Origin of the sequence: Sporomusa malonica, assembly GCF_900176355.1 — a bacterium.
Taxonomy (GTDB): domain Bacteria; phylum Bacillota; class Negativicutes; order Sporomusales; family Sporomusaceae; genus Sporomusa; species Sporomusa malonica.
The window spans coordinates 118,118-135,648 of the sequence record NZ_FWXI01000009.1 but is presented as its reverse complement, the minus strand read 5'-3'; the positions used below and the strand labels follow the sequence as shown (position 1 = coordinate 135,648).

The 17,531-nt window shown below is 44.3% G+C and carries 13 protein-coding genes; 7 read left to right on the top strand and 6 right to left on the bottom strand.

From position 1 onward, the window contains the following. Positions 1-10: 10 nt before the first annotated feature. Positions 11-649, bottom strand: a complete 639-nt coding sequence (locus B9A22_RS12290) for a YigZ family protein (RefSeq protein ID WP_084576023.1) — start codon at positions 647-649, stop codon at positions 11-13. Positions 650-905: 256 nt separating this feature from the next. Here B9A22_RS12290 and B9A22_RS12285 point away from each other — a divergent pair, with 256 nt between their 5' ends. Further along, on the top strand, positions 906-1,631 hold the full coding sequence (locus B9A22_RS12285; RefSeq protein WP_084576022.1) for a nuclease-related domain-containing protein: 726 nt from the start codon (positions 906-908) through the stop codon (positions 1,629-1,631). A gap of 81 nt (positions 1,632-1,712) precedes the next feature. Here B9A22_RS12285 and B9A22_RS12280 read toward each other — a convergent pair whose 3' ends face one another. Further along, entirely contained in the window at positions 1,713-2,813 is a 1,101-nt protein-coding gene (locus tag B9A22_RS12280) for a glycerol dehydrogenase (RefSeq protein ID WP_084576021.1), read from the bottom strand. 192 nt (positions 2,814-3,005) lie between these two features. Next, positions 3,006-3,899 carry an RluA family pseudouridine synthase gene (locus tag B9A22_RS12275; RefSeq protein ID WP_084576020.1) on the bottom strand — a complete coding sequence of 298 codons (894 nt, stop codon included), beginning with the start codon at positions 3,897-3,899 and terminating at the stop codon, positions 3,006-3,008. Between the two features lie 236 nt (positions 3,900-4,135). Here B9A22_RS12275 and B9A22_RS12270 point away from each other — a divergent pair, with 236 nt between their 5' ends. The 3 genes from B9A22_RS12270 (at position 4,136) to mutY (ending at position 7,261) form a co-directional block, all read left to right on the top strand. Further along, complete coding sequence (locus B9A22_RS12270) at positions 4,136-4,798, top strand: hypothetical protein (protein WP_084576019.1); 663 nt, start codon at positions 4,136-4,138, stop codon at positions 4,796-4,798. Between the two features lie 77 nt (positions 4,799-4,875). Then, positions 4,876-6,096, top strand: coding sequence for a 6-phosphofructokinase (locus B9A22_RS12265; RefSeq protein ID WP_084576018.1), 1,221 nt, complete (start codon positions 4,876-4,878; stop codon positions 6,094-6,096). 109 nt (positions 6,097-6,205) lie between these two features. Beyond that, positions 6,206-7,261 (top strand): A/G-specific adenine glycosylase, encoded by a 1,056-nt coding sequence (gene mutY, locus B9A22_RS12260; RefSeq protein ID WP_084576017.1) that lies wholly within the window; start codon positions 6,206-6,208, stop codon positions 7,259-7,261. A gap of 268 nt (positions 7,262-7,529) precedes the next feature. On the opposite strand, the gene B9A22_RS12255 is transcribed toward mutY, so the two are convergent. The 3 genes from B9A22_RS12255 to B9A22_RS12245 are packed head-to-tail and all read right to left on the bottom strand — an operon-like array spanning position 7,530 to position 10,263. Then, positions 7,530-8,630 carry a sensor histidine kinase gene (locus B9A22_RS12255; RefSeq protein ID WP_084576016.1) on the bottom strand — a complete coding sequence of 367 codons (1,101 nt, stop codon included), beginning with the start codon at positions 8,628-8,630 and terminating at the stop codon, positions 7,530-7,532. 27 nt (positions 8,631-8,657) lie between these two features. Continuing rightward, positions 8,658-9,539: a patatin-like phospholipase family protein gene (locus B9A22_RS12250; RefSeq protein ID WP_176215499.1), complete on the bottom strand. Its 882-nt coding sequence runs from the start codon at positions 9,537-9,539 to the stop codon at positions 8,658-8,660. 28 nt (positions 9,540-9,567) lie between these two features. Further along, positions 9,568-10,263 carry a response regulator transcription factor gene (locus B9A22_RS12245; RefSeq protein WP_084576014.1) on the bottom strand — a complete coding sequence of 232 codons (696 nt, stop codon included), beginning with the start codon at positions 10,261-10,263 and terminating at the stop codon, positions 9,568-9,570. A gap of 384 nt (positions 10,264-10,647) precedes the next feature. On the opposite strand from B9A22_RS12245, the gene B9A22_RS12240 reads away from it, so the two are divergent. From B9A22_RS12240 to budA, 3 genes are all read left to right on the top strand, one after another. Beyond that, positions 10,648-14,616 (top strand): Pls/PosA family non-ribosomal peptide synthetase, encoded by a 3,969-nt coding sequence (locus B9A22_RS12240; protein ID WP_176215498.1) that lies wholly within the window; start codon positions 10,648-10,650, stop codon positions 14,614-14,616. Positions 14,617-15,000: 384 nt separating this feature from the next. Next, positions 15,001-16,713, top strand: coding sequence for a uracil-xanthine permease family protein (locus B9A22_RS12235; protein ID WP_176215497.1), 1,713 nt, complete (start codon positions 15,001-15,003; stop codon positions 16,711-16,713). Positions 16,714-16,756: 43 nt separating this feature from the next. Further along, complete coding sequence (budA, locus tag B9A22_RS12230; protein ID WP_084576011.1) at positions 16,757-17,515, top strand: acetolactate decarboxylase; 759 nt, start codon at positions 16,757-16,759, stop codon at positions 17,513-17,515. The last annotated feature ends 16 nt before the right edge of the window (positions 17,516-17,531 follow it).

Genomic DNA, 17,531 nt, shown 5'->3' with positions numbered 1-17,531 from the left:
GCGGCGCTTTTTACATTTCCGGTAAGACATCCAGATATATTTCACCAATGGATTGTATTGGTGCCTGGGCGGCAGTACAATCATCAATTAGTTGAATCAAGTTATCTTCGCTTCCCTTACGGGCCAGGACAACCAGCTTAACTACCTCAGTAAATTCTTTGCTTTCAATTGGATAATTCTTAAGCCGCAATTGGTTTTCAACTGTTCCTAGCAGGTGATAACTAAGTTCAATTGCCAGTTTCGTGTGGAGCTGTTTTTCAATGATTAAGGCAGCTTCCAGGCCATCCGCCGCTGCTTTGGTGTAGGCGCGAATCAGTCCACCAGCTCCTAACTTAATGCCGCCAAAGTAGCGGGTCACTACAATAACAGTATTTTTGACGTCCGATTTGTGAATGACCTCTAATATTGGTCTGCCGGCCGTTCCGCTGGGTTCACCGTCATCATCAGCTTTTTGAAGTTGACCGTGTTGTCCGACGACATAAGCAGAGCAGTTATGCGTGGCTTCTCTGTGACGTTTTTTTATATCCTGGATAAAGTTAACTGCTTCTTCTTCAGTTTCGGCAGGACTGACATAGGCGATGAACAGGGATTTGTTAATTTCTAGTTTAACCTCACTGGCTTGCTTTACTGTGCGATAGACAGGTAACATGAAAACACCTCGTACTTCGATATGGATGACTCAATAAATTTACTATAAGGGTAAAGACATAATTTAGCAACTATCTGTTTTTATCAGAGTAGATAATATGGTATACTATTAGTAAATTATGGAATTTAAGAGAGAATGGCACAACTGAAATACAGGTTTTTGGATATCGGTCTGCAACTGAGTGAAATTAGCTTAGGAAATACTAAATGAGATTGAAGCCATTCTGGAATAAGAGTGGATTATATAAGGAGACCTTATGGCTCAAATACATAAAGGAAAAAGTGCACTGCGGCAATCTGCAAGACAGAACCTCATTTACAGCATACTGTGTTTTGTTCCACTTGTGCTTTATCTTATGGCGTTTGCACTGGTACCGCTCCGTTTTGACAGCCTTTGGCATTTAGTGTTCATTGTTTTGTGCGGGTGGCCTAGTGCCTATCTGTATCATCAATACACGATTAAAAAGCGTGGCATTGAGGGCGAGGAAAACACATTCAAGGCTCTTGCCAAGCTACCGGATAACTATCATATTTTTAATAATGTGCAGATCGAGCACCAAGGATATTCTCACGAGTTGGATATCATTGTTTTAGGACCAAACGGAGTCTTTGTTGTTGAGGTCAAAAATTTAAATGGCTCGATCTCTGGAAACATTTTGGACAGCCGCTGGATTCAGCATAAAATCGGGCGTAAGGGCGGCGAGTACAGACAGGATATACGTAATCCTGTTAAACAAGTCAAAGGACAAGTACATAGCCTTGCGAAGAGTCTTCAAGCTACAGGGATCGACGTATGGGTAGATGGGATTGTTTTTTTCTCACATCCTAAGGTAACCTTACGGGTACGCAACCAAGGCTACCCAATTATAACTTCTGCTACTGCATTGAATAATCTAATCAAAAGAAATAATCCCCGGAAACGTCTTGGCAGCCAGGTAATAAAACAGGCAACAGGCTATATATTATCAAAACAGGTTGGTTAATGCATAAGGTGTGTAAAGTGAAAAGCACTATCTGTCTGATGAGGACAAATAGTGCTTTTCGATTTAACTTTATAGTGGAACTTAATTCTGGTTTAAGTAGGTTCTGCCAAGCGCATCAGCTGCCATAATGGCAGCATAGACAGCATCAGGGCTAACGCTAAAGGGCTCGTTATGAATGGTTTCTCCAGGGGCACAAGTGGCTTCGGCTACTTGGCGAATTTTATCAGGTGTAACCTCGATGACACCGATTTCTTTAAGCGTAATTGGCAGGCCAACAGATTTGCAGAAGCCGAGTACTTCCTCAAGCTCAGCTGTTGTGCGGTTTTCCAGAATTAATTGGACAAGTGTGCCGAAAGAAACTTTTTCACCATGGTAGGCGTGGTGCGTTTCCTCTAAAACAGTAAAACCGTTATGAACAGCATGTGCTGCAGCAAGGCCAGAGCTTTCAAAGCCGAGACCGCTTAACAGCGTATTGGCTTCTACCACTTTCTCCACGGCTTCGGTAGCAACACCTTGCTCCAGGGCTAATTTAGCCCGGAAACCGTATTCAATCAAAATATCATAACAAAGCTTCGCCAAGCACAATGCGGCTGAAGTAGATAACCCGCCGGGAAGGTTAGCGGCAAAGGATTTAGCGCAGGCGTCTGCTTCAAACCAGGTAGCAAGAGCATCGCCCATTCCTGACACAAATAGCCTTGCGGGAGCTTTAGCAATTATGGCGGTATCAACAAGTACTAAGTCCGGATTTTTAGGTAACACCAAATAAGATTCGAATATACCGTCCGGGGTATAGATGACTGACAAAGCACTACAGGGCGCGTCGGTAGCGGCAATTGTCGGGACAACAGCAAGCGGGATTTTAGCCGAATAGGCTACTGCTTTTGCAGCATCCAGCGCTTTGCCGCCGCCTACGCCGACAATGACATTTACGTTGTTTTGTTTTATCACAGTAACTACTCTGTCAATTTCCGGACGTGAGCATTCTCCCCCAAAGTATTCTATGACAAACTCGACATCATGTTCTTTAAAACTAGCAGATAACTCGTTTTCAATGGCACCAATGCCCCTCTTACCACCAAGAACTAGAGCTTTTGCGCCTAAGCTGGCAACATGTTTGCCGATATCGGCAATGGCACCTGCCCCCTGGACATAACGACTTGGAGAAATCATAATTTTACTCATGTAAACCCCCCATTATATGCCTATTTAGGCTGTATATTCTATAATAAGGAATTTACCGTTTGGTAGGGTTTACCTGTCTAGTTTTTTGCCATTATAAGGTAAATTCTTGCTGATTCAACGACAGGCGTCCAATCTGTATTGTCAGATAAAGCAAACGCATACAGACTAAGAGATGCATGGTGCTTGTGTACATTATTTTCCGTAAAAATCAATCATTCGAGCAAAATCAGGCGGTAGTGGAGCATTAACAGTAACTGCCCCTTTACCTCCTAAATGCTTGAAGGTAACTTGGGCAGCATGCAATGCTTGCCTGGATATGAGGGGAGAGCGAACCCCATACATCTTATCGCCGATGATCGGGTAGCCCAAGTGCGCCAAATGTACGCGGATCTGGTGGGTTCGACCTGTTTCTAGGGTGAGTTCGAGTAGTGATTCATTAGAATAATTGCGGATGGTCTGGTAATGGGTAATAGCTTCTTCCCCTTTTGCATTGATTGCTCGATGGTTAGGCAAACTTGGGTGGAGACTGATGGGAGCATTAATGATTCCAGAAGGGGGAGCAACGATTCCTTGAACAAGCGCCCAGTAGATACGCTTTAAGCTTCTGTCTTTCAGTTGCTGTTCTAGCAGGAACTGACTGCGAGCGTTTTTTGCGAAAATGATACAGCCTGATGTTTCTCTGTCCAATCGATGGACAGCGCGAACAGTGCTTACTATGCCGTGCTCTGTTAAATGATGAGCTAGATGGTTGGCTAAGGTGCCGCCTGTTGTTTGTCCTGTAGGATGAACCAACTGGTATGGCGGTTTATTCAGGACTAGCATGAAATCATCTTCATAAAGAATCTCGATAGATCCAGGTTCAGGCTGAACCCCATAAGAAATATCATCGATAACTAGTACGCGCAAACTATCTGTTGGTTTAAGCTGTTTCTGCAGAAAGGCTGATCTGCCGTTTATAAGAATGCCTTTCGCGCGGGTGAGTTTTTGAATTTTCCGCCCAGAATAATGGAGGACTTGTTTTAAATAGTTTTCGATGGTAAGGCCAGTATGTTCTGGGGAGATTTTGTAGTGTTTATATGATTTCATAGAATGCCTTCTTTCTTAATATGCGTAGTAGGAGCTTCTAGACACGTAGGGAGTCTATTATACTCGCATCTCTAATGAACTTAATATAAATTAAAAACTAGGATTTGGCAAATTCCTTAACCCTAAGGCATATATTTAAAGATATAAATGGCTAAATTTTCGGGAGTTGATACCTTCGGTTAATCGAGTACATATACTGCTACAAAAGTACCTTGATTATACGAGGAGGTGTTATTATGCGGCCTGTTGTATTACGTTCGAACTTTGTCGATTACTATGATGATTATTTTGATAGCCCGTCTTCGATTTCTCCGCTGATATTTGAACGCTTTACTGACAAAGGGATGAGGCGCGGAGAAATACTAAAGTTCCTTGCTCGCAACGGGTTTTCCGTTCCCAAGCACGGAATACTGCGGGATATTGGCAAATGGGCCCCCCACCTAAGAGATAATCAGTATATAGTCATATATCTTGATGAATACAGCCATCGGGGGGAAAACAAACTGCTGTCGACTATCGACGTAGGCCTCAAAAGTTATCCCAATTGTTTGGCTGCTGAGTTTCTCGGAAAGAGTAGTGATAGCGCCCATGCCTTGCGGTTAGTGCAAGTCGGCATGAAGTACTTTTGGATTTCGCTGCAAAGTGACGATTGGCGAGCGAGCTCTGGCAATGTTAAAACAAGCATCAAAAAGCATGGACACGGTTTGCAGTCCAATCTGTTTTATCCGCTTTGGGCCATTGATTTTGTGCCTGTTAACTTTGGGGGTAACGAAGTCTTATACGCCGTTGATTTTAGTTCGGCTCCCATTCTTGGTGAAAACGACATGGATAAAATTCTCGATGCCCCCACTGCAGTCAAGGAAATAAAGCAGATGGTGAATACATTTGTATCTCGTTAGTTAGTATAAGTATAATGAGAAATTGTTTTTCAGGTGTCTGTATGGAAGTCCTATAGGCACATGAAGGGAGTGATTGGATGGCTTTAATAGGAAAAGTGTTGATTGCCCAAGGGGGAGGCCCCACTGCCGTTATCAACCAAACATTGGCAGGTATTGTTCTTGAATCTCGAAAATTTGGCGAGATGATCAAAACCTACGGAGCGATTCATGGCGTGGAAGGTATAGTTAATGAAGAATTCTTAGATCTTACTCAAGAAACAAGTCATAACCTGGAACAGGTTGCAATGACTCCTTCTTCGGCGCTTTGGTCTACCCGGGTCAAACCTGACCAGAAATACTGTAATGAGATTTTTAAAGTATTAAGGGCACACGATGTGAGGTATTTTTTTTATATCGGTGGCAATGATTCTGCCGACACTGTTCATATCGTGAATAAAGCGGCTATCATGGGTAACTATGATTTGCGGGCCATCCACGTTCCTAAGACAATCGACAATGACTTGGTTATCAGCGACCACACCCCAGGTTACGGTTCGGCAGCGAGATTTGTTGCTCAAGCGTTTATGGGCATCAATCTTGACGTAAGGGCTCTCAGCGGAGTTTATATCGGTGTAGTAATGGGACGTAATGCCGGTTTTCTGACAGCCGCTTCCGCTATTGCCCAGAAGTATCCTGATGACGGGCCGCACCTTATCTATCTCCCAGAGAGAGAATTTCATGTCGAAAAGTTTTTGACAGACGTAAAACGGATTTATGATCGCTATGGCATGTGTATAGTTGCTGTTTCTGAAGGAATAAGGGATGCAAGCGGTCAACCGGTCATTACCTCTTTACGCAAGGATATTGAAGTTGATGGTCACGGCAATGTATGCCTCTCAGGAACAGGTGCTTTGGGAGATCTGTTGACACAGAAAGTGAAGGAGCGTTTGGAAATTTCCCGGGTACGCAGTGACACATTCGGTTACTTACAGCGGTCATTCGTGGGTTGTGTTTCGGATATTGATCAGCATGAGGCTCGAGAAGTGGGCGAAAGATCGGTTCAGTTGGCTTATTGGAATAATGCTAGTGGCTCCCTCACCATTCACCGTACCGGCTATTATTCGGTTGACTACCGCTTAGCTGCACTGGAAGAGATAGCGGCAAAAACAAGGTTAATGCCGGATGAGTTTGTTAATAACGAGGGCAACCATGTCACCGACGCCTTTAAATACTATGTCAGGCCGCTACTAGGGGCGGGACTGCAAATACCTTCGCATTTACGGGCACCCAGAGTTCCTAAGTTACTCACCGTTGAATAATTAACCGTTTAGGCACTCATCCGAAAAGGATTGGGTGCTTAATTTTTTAGTGCATCTCGTATAATTTTACGGTAATATAAAAAGAAACTACTGAGGAAGGAAGAACAGCATGACACTGGCGGCGCAGTTGCTTGATTGGTATTACAAAAACGCCAGAGATTTGCCCTGGCGCAAAGATAAAGATGCTTATAAAATCTGGGTTTCGGAGATCATGTTGCAGCAAACGCGGGTAGAGGTGGTAAAAGATTATTACAAGCGGTGGATGGACAGGTTTCCAACACTGGAGATTTTAGCTCAGGCATCTGAGCAAGAAGTGCTCAATTATTGGCAGGGGTTGGGCTATTATAGCCGAGCACGGCATTTGTTGTCAGGTGTCAGGGAGGTTTGTTTGGAATACGGCGGAAAGGTGCCGGATAATCCAGCCACAATCCAGCGTTTACCCGGGGTTGGTGAATATACGGCCGGGGCTATCGCCAGCATTGCCTATAACCGGGCTGCTCCGGCAGTTGATGGCAATGTCCTCAGAATCTTCAGCCGGCTATTTTGCTTGGACGGAGACATTGCTAAGTCGGCGACCAAACGCGAAATTGATCGATTGATTCGGCAGCATATACCTAGTCAATGCCCAGGTGACTTTAACCAGGCGCTGATGGATTTAGGTGCCATGATCTGCATTCCCCGGCGCCCGCGTTGCCAGTTGTGCCCATTAACTAATTTATGTGAGGCTTACGCACGGGAGGTTCAGGATACGCTGCCGGTACGGGCGACGAAGAAGGCGCCACAACTGATTGTGCTGGCCGCTGCGGTAGTGCTGCGGGACGGGAAATATTTGGTGCGACAGCGGACTAAAGCCGGGCTGTTAGCCGGGATGTGGGAATTTCCCGCGATAGAAGTGGTTGAGGATGAAGTGGCAGTCGAGCGGTTAAAAGAAGAGCTTTGGAATGAGTTACGACAAGCTGTGTGTATTAAGGAAAAAATGTCTCATTACCTTCATACGTTTAGTCACCGTAAATGGGATATTTCTTTTTACCAGTGTGAGTGGCTAGCCGGTGATGACCTGACAGATAAAGCTTGCTGGCTAAGTGCATCAGAATTAAGCACTGTACCTTGGGCTGGGCCTCACTATAAAGTGGCTCTGTTGTTAGGGCAAAAGGCTGTGAAATGAAATAGTATAAAGATACTCCCAAATCATCGCGATTTGGGAGTATCTTTATACTAACCAATGTTATTTTTTGGCAGCATTTTCCTGAGAGATATCTAGCTGTGATTTCTTGTTTTTTGCACCCTTTTTAGGGCCGCGGCCGGGTTTCTTATCCCCCATACCCGTCACCTCCTAAATCTTTAAAAGCTAGGATGCCCCAAAAGACAGCGATTTATACTGCGTACAGCCGTCAGAGAGCGATGCCGTAATCGATAGTAGCAATGGCTCTGAGCTAGTTAGCTACAGGCAATGTAAAATAAATCGCCATGCCTGCTCCCGGCTGACTTTCAGCCCAGATGTGGCCGCCATGTGCGGCAATGATTTCTTTGGCGATGTTTAGCCCGAGTCCACTATTTTTCGTTTTATCACTCGGTTGAGTTCCTTGATAGTAGCGGTCGAAAATAAAGGGAACTTGTTCTTGTTGTATCCCTTCGCCACTGTCCCGGACGGTCAGTGTAATACTGTCGTCTGTTGCGGCTACAGGCAATAAGCTTAGTTGTATCGTGCCGCCGGGGGGAGTATGGCGGATGGAGTTAAAGATCAGATTGGCATAGACCCGCTCAATATAATCAGTGTCAGCTGTCAGCTTTACCTCTGACTGTTGTACTTCCGGTTTGGTCGTAGCCATCAAATTGAGTCCAGCCATTTTTACGTCTTCCTGATATTTTTCGCATACTTGGCTAATTAGTTCTTCCGGCGTAACTGATCGTAATTTTAGGGAGACTTGTCTGGCTTCCAGGTGAGACAAGTCAAATAATTCTTTGATTAACCGATTTAAGACAAGTGCTTTCGTGTAAATAAGATTGAGATATTTAGTTTTTTCTTCCGGATCTATGATTACCCCGTCCAGCATAGCTTCCACATATCCTTGAATAGACGTCAGCGGTGTTCTTAAGTCATGAGAGATGTTCGCAAGCAACTGGCGGCGGGCCATATTCGCTTGCTCCAAAGCCACCGTCCGTTCTTTCACCAATTTTTCCAGGCGCTGGTTCATTGCTGTCAGTTCCTGGTTAAATGCTTGTTGCTCATTAAGCCTGGTTAACAGGAGGTCTGCCGGCTGGTAATGGCTGTTATCATCATGGCTAGGCCGCGGGTCTACTGACGCAAATATCTCCCGGTCAAACGATCCCCGGCTGAGTTCGAACATGCAGGTCAGTACCCGGCTATATATTTTCAGCAGCGCTCTAGCAAAAATAGAGCATAGCAGCAGCAGCATAAGAACAGCCGCTAACCAGTATGCTCCACGATAGATGCTCCAGGCCACCGTTACCAGGCCACTTGCGGCTATGAACAACAACATAAGGCGCTTATGACGACCTGTTTTTGTAGTCATGCCAATTCCCCCTATAATTATATAAAGTTATGGATTATTGCTGAAAGTTTCAATTACTGATAATATATTTTGTTTATTCATATTAACGGCAGCCCTGCCAGCAGCAACAATGGCGGCCAGACCATCAGGCTCCATGAGGGTGGGTTTTTCATCGCAGCACACATTAATTAGTATAATTTCATGATGATGCAGCACAATGGCCAATGCTGTCTGGCTGCGTTCCCCGGTGGACAGTACCTTGTTGATAAACCGCCAATAGTATTCCAGAAAACTATCAGGCTCGGACATAGGGTTATTTTCAAAGGTCATAGCAATGATAATGTCCATATTTTTCTTTACCGCTTCCAGGACCGGCAGGGCGGCTGTATATGCGCCATCAACCAGCAATTTCCCGTCAATGGCGGCTGGCGGCATAAAGGGAAACTGAGCAGAAGCGGCATATACGGCGTCAGCCGCTAATCCATTATCCAATACTACATTCTTTCCGGTGTTTATATCAGTGGCCTGGAGCAAAGTAACCGGGTGAAAATTTTCTACCTGCCAGTCTTTGAAGATATTGCGCAACACCTGTCTGAGCGCCTGCGGTTTAAGCATCGCTGCTCCCGGATCAAACCGGCCGAACGGCAGCTCTAAAATATCCAGCATGGTACGGTAATCAAGCCGGGAGTATAGCTTTGGCTGCCATAGTAAACGTCCTATTGCCGGCATATTGTCCGTCCGGACGTCAGCACCCCGTAAAGCCGCCATAATTGCGCCGCCGCTGGCACCGACCAACAGATCTATTTCCAGGCCCATCTCATCCAAAAATTCGAATAGGGCGATTGCTGCTAAGGTTTTCACCCCGCCTCCGCCTAAAACCACGCCGATTTTTGGGCGTTGTTGGCAAGCGGAAGTATTTGTTTCACCCAAATTATAGCACCTCACACAGTTGTATTAATTAAAGATTGGTTAAATATTTGCTGAACTTGTAACCAAAGCCCCTACAAGTAAGAATATATTTTGGGTTTGCTGGGTCAGTTTCAATTTTCTTACGTAGGTTACTAATATGCACTGCCACAGTTCTGGCATCATCCAAGCCGGCAGCCTTCCAAATGATTTCAAACAATTGTGCGGCGCTGTATACCCGGTCTGGATTACACGCGAGGAGGGTTAGTAACTGAAATTCGGTAGTGGATAAAGAAACTACTGCACCCCGGACATACACGCTGCAACCAGGTAAGTCAATCTCAAGTCCCTCGTAGCTGATGCTATGCTTGCCGCCATTATCCCTTGCTTTGCGTCTAAGATGAGCTTTTACCCGGGCTACCAATTCACCAGGGCTAAACGGTTTTGTCACATAATCATCGGCAATACCCAGACCAGCAATCTTATCTTCTTCTTCGCTTTTACAGCTTAAAAAAATAACCGGCAAGTCAGTTGTTTGGCGAAGCTGACGGGCAAGCGAAAGCCCATCTATTTCCGGTAGGATAATATCCAAAATGGCCAGATCAAAAGCCTGTTGTCTGGCTAATTCGATGGCTTGCGATCCGGCTGTGGCCGTCGTGACCAAAAAGCCTTCTTTGGTCAGATATAATCTGATTATGTCGCTGATTTCCGGTTCATCATCCACGACTAAGATATGTTTACCTGCCATAAAGCCACCTCTTCTAAGGATTTATTTGGATTATTGCGTTGGTTGCTATTATTCGAGGTTAATATGTAAATTCCTCCAAATTATGCTGCGAATGGGAGGATATAGTAATACTGAAATCCTTGATTCAATCTATTCTTTAGAAAATCTTTAACTTGGCAGCCGGATTAATATGCTAAACTAAAAAAAACAAACCAAAAATCTACTATGGTTTCTCAAAATATCTCAAGAAATTCGTAGTAGATTTTTGGTTTGTTCAATAGTGATGCTGAAAGTAGGAGGTATTCTATTGATATTGTCGAAAGTCTGATATTGAGTTTTCCAGATTAATCCACAAAAATGGCAAAATTATATTGGGCTGATTCTATGGTAAGAGGAGTCGGGGCTATGAGTGAACAACACCATAAGATTTTGCAGGAGTTCAGCGGTGCAGCGTTTAATCCGGACTATTGCCGGGACGAGTTCTTGCATGAATTGTTTGAAAACAATGCGGAGCGGTATTCTAGTAAAACAGCCTTAGAGTGTGGGAATGTAAAACTTACCTATAGGGAACTGGATAAGCGCAGTAATCAATTAGCTTATTATCTGCGTAAACAAGGACTGCAGACTGGTGACAATGTGGTATTAATGCTTGACAAGACAGAGTATTTATATATTGCAATGATTGGTGTGATGAAAGCCGGTGCGGCATATGTCCCGGTAGATCTGTCATTTCCTGTTGAACGTGTTGATTTTATCCTGAAAGATTCAGCTGCCCCGATCTGTATAACCACTGCCAAGCTTTGGGAAGCCGTCGGCAATCAAATATCAGGTTTTCTGGTACAGACTCTTTTGGTAGATCAAGATTGGTCGGTTGTAGCTAAAGAAAGTGAGCAGCGTTTGCTGCCCGAAACAATTGGGCTTAATAGAGAGGCATTATTTTCTCCTTGTTATATTATCTATACGTCAGGCACTACCGGCAGGCCTAAAGGGTGTATTATTGATCACCGAAACATCTGCAACTACGTCCGAGGTGCAACGGCAACCTACGGAATTAAGCCGGAGGACCGCATTCTCCAGTGCGCCTCAATTGCTTTTGACGCTTCGCTTGAAGAAATATGGATGGCTTTTGCCAACGGTGGTACTTTGATCGCCGGGACAAAGGAGATTATGCAATCAGGTCCCCAGTTTGGAGAGATGATGACCTGTCATAACGTGACGGTGTTGTCCTGTTCACCTACGCTTCTTTCAATGGTAGAAAGTGAAATGGATACAATCCGTATAATCATTTTAGGCGGGGAAGCGTGTCCCCATGACTTGGTAAAACGCTGGTATAATCCTAATCGCGTTTTGTTTAACTCCTATGGACCGACTGAGACGACCATTGTGGCAACAGTTGGTGAATTGCGACCAGACAAGCCAGTGACCATCGGCAGAGCTTTGCCGAACTATCGCACATATATTGTTAATGAAAAACTTGAACTAGTGCCCATTGGTGAAGAGGGTGAATTGCTTATTGCCGGTCCGGGTGTTTCCCGTGGTTATTTGAATATGGATGATCTGGATTTTCGGCGATTTATTTTCACCAATAAGCTGACAGGTGAGCCGTTGTGTCTTTATCGGACTGGTGACCTTGCCCGTTACAATAGCGAAGGGGAAATTGAATACCTGGGTCGTAGTGATGATCAAGTTAAACTGCGTGGATTTCGCATAGAACTATCGGAAATTGAATCTATTCTCATGCAAAATCCAGCAATACTGTCGGCAGCTGTAGCCTTACATCACACTGGGCAGCAACTGGCTGCTTATGTTGTAATTAGGGAAGGCCATACCATCAAATATAAAGAGCTCAGGGAAACCTTGAAAAAAAGACTGCCGCCCTATATGATACCGTCCTGGCTGGATGAGGTCGAGTCATTGCCTACATCTAGCAGCGGCAAAATAAACCGCAAGCAACTTCCGGCTGCTCAGCATCCGTTTGTCGATGAGCAGCGGCAAATTAATGGACCCTGTACCCCGGTTGAAGAGCAAATTGTCGCTGTATGGCGCGATGTCTTTCCAAATATCGAAATATCTACTAATGATGACTTTTTTTATGACCTTGGTGGTCATTCGCTTTTGGCGGCTGGTGCAGTCTCCAAACTTCGTAAAATAGATAAATTCAAGGGCATTGCAGTAAGGGACATTTACAAGTATCCCACAATTGAAAGTTTGGCAAAGTTCCTCCAAGCACTTGACCAACCTCGGCCTCTAAAGGGTAAAAAGGAATTTCACAAAGCTTCTGGTTTTGCCTACTTTTGCTGCGCGATTGCCCAAGGTGCAGCTATCCTTATTCATTCTCTGTTGAATTTCTGGCAATGGCTTGGGCCTTTTATGTTATTTGCCCATTTCTCCGCCCATGGCATGGACGCCATCCAGGCCGCATTTATTGGGCTGCTTGTTTATGCTGGTTCCATTCCTGTGATTTTTGCGATTGTCGTTCTGGCGAAATGGCTAATTATTGGGAAGATAAGACCAGGTAGTTATCCGCTATGGGGCTGGTATTATTTTCGGTACTGGTTTATACGCCAACTCATCAGGGCTATCCCTATAAATTTTTTGGCGGGAAGTCCCGTCTTACCTATATTTTATCGTCTGATGGGAGCCAAGATTGGCAAAGGAGTGTATTTTGGTTCGTACGATCTTACAGCCTTTGACTTGCTTACTGTAGGAAATGGTTCAAGCATCGGCACAGACAGCAGCGTGAATGGATCTTGGGTAGAGGGAGGCATGCTGCATCTGGCACCCATTCAGATTGGTGAAAACTGTAAAATCGGCAGCCGAGCAATATTGGCTGGTAATAATATTATGGAGGATGGCGCGGCTTTAGGTGATATATCCTTATTACCTGAAGGTGTGAACATTCCGGGTAACGAATTATGGTCAGGCTCGCCTGCACAGTTTACAACGCTTATCCACGTAGCGGAAAAACGAGAAATTACATGGTCATTTTATCATGTTATACTTTTTGCAATCGGGGCTGTTTTACTGCCTACTCTTATAGAAGGACTGTTTTTCCCAGGACTCATCTTTGTAGAGGAAGTGCTGATATTATCTGATGGACTTGGCTGGTGGTTTATTTATGCGCCGTTTCTTGCCCTAATATTTATTCTGTTACTACTAGTGACCACCACCTTGCTCAAAAAAGTCTTATGTTTTGATATGAAAGAAAGCCGGTATCCGTTAAACAGCTTTTTCTATTTCCGATATTGGCTGTTTAGTCAGCTCTTCCGATATGTTGAGACAGTGCTTGGTGGTCTTTTCGGTACGATATACACCAGACAATGGCTTCTTACACTGGGAGTACGTCTTGGCCCAGGGACTGAGGTTTCTTATGTGCGTGATATTATTCCGGAAATGTTGGAAGTTGGCAAAGGTTGTTTTATTGCCGACGATGCTAGTATTAATGGCTCGACAATAGATGGAGGGTATTTGTACTTAAAGAAGACTTGTATTGGTGATTATACTTTTATTGGTAATAGTGCAGTAGTGCCTGCAGGCACAAGGATTGGCAGTCATTGTCTCATCGGAGTTCTTTCAACAGTTTCTTCACAAAGTCCAATACCTGATGGCACAGCTTGGTTAGGCTCTCCGCCAATTTTTCTACCAAAACGGCAAAAACTGGAACAATTTGGTGAGGAGCAAACCTTTAAACCGAAAAAGGCATTAGTATTGCAGCGGTGTATCATCGACTTTTTCAAGATCATATTGCCAACAACAATATTTATTATTTTGGCTTGCATTATAATTGATCTTACCCTTACCTATTCTGCAGAAAGCAGCACATGGTATTTAATTGCTCTTACACCCTTTATTTATATTCTGTCAGGAATAGTATGTATTTTAGTATTTGCAGGATTCAAGAGACTGCTGGTGGGAAGATATAAGCCAGGGGTCCATCCTTTGTGGAGCCCCTTTGTATGGGTTTCAGAGCTGATTACTGGCGTGTACGAGGGTCTTATCGTCAACTTCTTTTATAATTCATTGCTGGGTACGCCTTATGTTTCCAGGGTTTTGCGCCTGTTTGGCGTTAAGATAGGCAACCGTTGTTATATTGATACTAGTTGGATGACTGAATTTGATCTTATTGAAATAGGCGATGACGTAGCCCTTAATGATGATGCCAATCTTCAAACCCATCTTTTTGAAGACCGTATTATGAAGCTGGGGAAAATACAAATAGGCGATAGGTGTACAGTGGGCGCAGCCGCCACTATACTCTATGACGTACAACTAGAAGCGGGCGTCGGAGTGTCTGATCTTACCCTAATTATGAAGGGTGAGACTATGCCGGCACATACAGACTGGCAAGGTGTACCAGGTCAGCGTATGCGGTAAAGTTATTTTTGCTTCACAATTAAAGATGATATGGAGATTAACGTTTGCTTTATACATGTAGAGCAACAAATGAAAAAATACGCCCAGTGGTCAGTCGACCAAAGGGTGTATTTTTATTTAAGATAAAGAACTAATTGATCGGACGGTCATGGGCGGAGCCTAATAATTTGCCATATATTGCTGTAAAAGGAAGGATATAGTAGCAGGGCGACGAATATCTCTTTCATCATGGAAGTTTTCGAGTAACTTGTGAGGAGACTGGTTTGCCAAGGATCGACGCAAGCCGTGTTTTCTTTAAGATTTGAAGTGCGTTGATTTTTTCTGTATTGATTCGATTCAGCTTTGCAGAGAACTTTAACTTTGTATTGCTAAAGGAGGATGATTGTGTCTGATACGAAACATAAAAAACCGACCAATATCATTTATGGCGTTGATGACAAGCTGCCGCTGGGAGCATTAGTGCCATTGGTATTGCAACAAATTGCTACTCTGTCAGTTGATCTCATGTTTCCAGTATTCATTGTTGCCGCAATTGGCGGAACAACAGAACTGGCACGAAGTTTTGTTAGTCTTATGATGATCACTATGGGAATTGGGACAATAATGCAAGCATGTAACAAAGGATGGGTAGGGTCAGGTTATTTATGCGCCCATGAGACTAATGCTTTACTTTTACCGGTTTCCATGTTGGCAGCAAAGAACGGTGGCCTTCACCTGGTGCTGGGGATGACGGTTGTGGCGGGGGCGGCGCAGGTTTTGTTTAGCAAGGTGATACACAAGTTGAGGGTGCTGTTTCCTGTTGAAATTACGGGACTGATCATTACTATGCTGCCTATTTCCTTTATCAGATACAGCTTTTTCAGTTTTGTGGGGGATGGTAGAGGGTCAGATAGTCTGGAAGCGTTGATCGCGTTTGTAACGCTGGCTGTTATTATGGTTATGTTCATCTGGGGAAAAGAATGGATGCGGCAATATTCCATAGTAGCCGGGATTATAGTCGGGTTTCTGGCTTCCTACTTCACCAGAGTCCTTACCGAAGAGCATTTACAAAAAATTGCGGCAGCTCCTAATATTGCTTTCCCCAACATGAGCCATGTTGGCTGGTCATTTGATCTGGATTTGCTAGTTCCTTTTTTGCTGCTGGCGTTTTGCTCCAGTCTAAAAACGCTTGGTAATGTTTCTGCTTGTCAGAAAGTTAATGATGAAAATTGGACAAAGCTGGACATGAAATCGATCAGCGGCGGCCTGTTTGCCGAAGGGCTAGGCACAATGCTTGGGGGCTTTATGGGTTCTATGGGGCAAACTACCAGTTCGGGCAGCATCGGGCTTGCTATTGCGACCGGGGCTGTTAGCCGTTACATTGGGTATTGTGTTGGCGCTGCGTTTATCGTACTTGCCTTTTTGCCCAAGATTAGCACAATTTTCGCCATTATGCCAGAGCCGGTCATGGCAGCTATTTTAATGGTGGAAATAGTGTTTATAATTCCGGCAGGAATGCAGATGTGTACCTCGCGTATGCTGGATTCGCGCAAATTTTTCGTTTTAGGTCTGGCTTTTACTATTGGTTTGGCCGTAGAGATGTTTCCCGGCTTTGAATCATCCTTGCCAGTATATTTGCAGCCTTTGTTCAAATCATCGCTTTCGGCTACGGCGCTGTCGGCTGTTCTGCTCAATTTACTGTTTCGTATTGGTATTGCCAAGCATCAGGTTACCGAGATGGCCCCCGGGGCGATCTCTTCAGAAGAAATAGCTCATTTTATGGAAGCTAATGGTGCAGCCTGGGGGGCGCGAAGAGAAATTATCAATCGCGCTTCGGCAGTTCTCAATGAATTTATAGAATCGGCGGCAGAACTGGGGTTGGCCAAAGGGGCGGTTAAGGTGGATGTTAGCTTTGAGGAATTTAACCTGGACGTGGACATTTATTATGAAGGAACGTTGATGCAGTTTCCGGACATAAGACCAACTGAAGCTGAACTCTTGGCAGATGAAGCAGCATTTGTCAAACTGTCAGGTTATCTGATCAAACAGCATGTTGACTGGCTTAAGGCAGACAGTAATAACGATAATTGTCATATCAGGTTCCATTTTGATCATTAAAGAGAAATACTGTTGTAAATAAAAGCAAGAGAAAGTGGTGTGAATGATGAAAAAAAGTATTTTAGTAGCTTGTATGATATTGATGTTCGTTTCGCTGGGATTTACGCCTGCGTTTGATAGAGAGACTGTCTATCAGGGGTCTACCATTGAGGCTCTTCTGGCAGGAAATTATGATGGTGTGGATACCGTGAAAAATCTTAAGACCAAAGGTGATACCGGGCTGGGGACCTTTGCCGGTCTTGACGGTGAAATGATTGTAGTGGATGGGAAAGTCTACAAGGTAGCGAAAAACGGCAAAGTTACCGTTGAAGGTGATGCTGTCCAAACTCCGTTTTATGCTGTTACCTATTTTGATGCCGATATAACAAAAAAAATCGCAGGTACTGAGATAAAACTTGACTCACTCAAGCTGGAACTGGATAAACTGCGTGTCCGCAATGATCTGCCTTATACGATAATAATCAAGGGAACGTTCAAGGTAATAAAAGTGCGCAGTACTGGCCCGTATCAACAGCCGTATCCGCTGCTCTCAGATGCTTTAAAAGAGCAGAACGAGATCGTATATTCCGATATATCCGGCAGGCTAGTAGGCTTTTGGCTGCCTGACTATCTGGGGAACACGAACGCCGCCGGGTATCATCTGCACTTTCTTTCAGATGACATTGAAAAGGGGGGGCATGTGCTTGATTTGATGCTAACAGATGCTGAGATAAGACTTGATGAAACACCGAAGATGCATATCCAGTTTTCTCCCTACCCAACCAAGCCGTTGAAAAAGCCGGATAACTATAAAGCATTATAATATAATAGCAATAGCA